Genomic DNA, 1,120 nt, shown 5'->3' with positions numbered 1-1,120 from the left:
GCCGTTCACCGTGGCATTGCCGAAATGGCTGCTGGGCAAGAGTTCTGGGGCGTATCGGCGCAGGCTGTCGTCCGGCGTGCAGGGCAAGCTCGACCAAACCGGTACCAGGGAACAGCACGGTGTCCATGACCCGGTGATCGGCCAGCCAGGGATGCGTCTGCACCGACAACCTGCCACTGACGGCGACCACATCGGAATCCGGTTGTGATACGACCGCCGAGGCCAGGGAGTGTCCGGTGGCCACGAAACCCATCGATCGAGCGTCACCACTACCGGCGGACCCTTCGGCCATCCAATAACGCCGACGCTGGAAGGCGTAGGTGGGCAAGTCGATTCGCTGGGCTGCGGTGCCGGCGTAGAAACCGGCCCAGTCCACCTCGGCACCGGAGACGAACAACCCGGCCAGCCCGCCCAATATCGTGGACACATCGGTCTGGTTTCGACGCACCAGCGCCACAACCGTAGCTGCCGCGCCCGCCTGCGTGTCATCCACGATCTGGGCGGTCATCGGGGTGAGCACGGCGTCGGGTCCGACCTCGGCGAACCGGGTCACGCCCATACCCGTCATGGTGGTGACCGCGTCGGCGAACCGGACGGTGTCCCGGACCTGACCGACCCAATACGCCGGATCCGACATCTCATCGCTGATCCGCGCACCGGTTACCGTCGATACCAACGCGATGCTCGGACGGGTGAACGCCAAACCCTGTACCACCGTGGCGAATTCGGTGAGCATCGGCTCCATCGACGCCGAATGGAAAGCGTGTGAGACCCGCAACCGATGCGTCCGCCACCCACGCTCGGCACACGCATCGGCGACAGCGACGACATCGTCTTCGACACCGGACAACACCACCGAAGCCGGACCGTTGACCGCCGCGATCGACATCTGCACCGCACCGTCCAGCAACGCCAGCACCTCGGCGACCTCGGCTTCCGACGCACCGACGGCGACCATCGCGCCACCGGAAGGCAGCGCCTGCATCAACCGGCCACGCGCCGCCACCAACACACACGCATCCACCAGCGACAACACACCAGCCACATGCGCGGCAGCAACCTCACCGATCGAATGACCCGCCACCACATCCGCACGCACACCCCACGAGTGCAGCAGCCG

General features: G+C 66.1%; 1 protein-coding gene. It reads right to left on the bottom strand.

The window, feature by feature from the left end:
- Positions 1-1,120, bottom strand: a 1,120-nt coding sequence (locus tag ABZW16_RS43995; protein WP_354962109.1) for an acyltransferase domain-containing protein, incomplete at both ends; no start/stop codon positions are given.

Source organism: Nocardia sp. NPDC004604 (assembly GCF_040609795.1).
Lineage (GTDB): Bacteria > Actinomycetota > Actinomycetes > Mycobacteriales > Mycobacteriaceae > Nocardia.
This window is presented reverse-complemented; position numbering and strand designations above follow the sequence as displayed.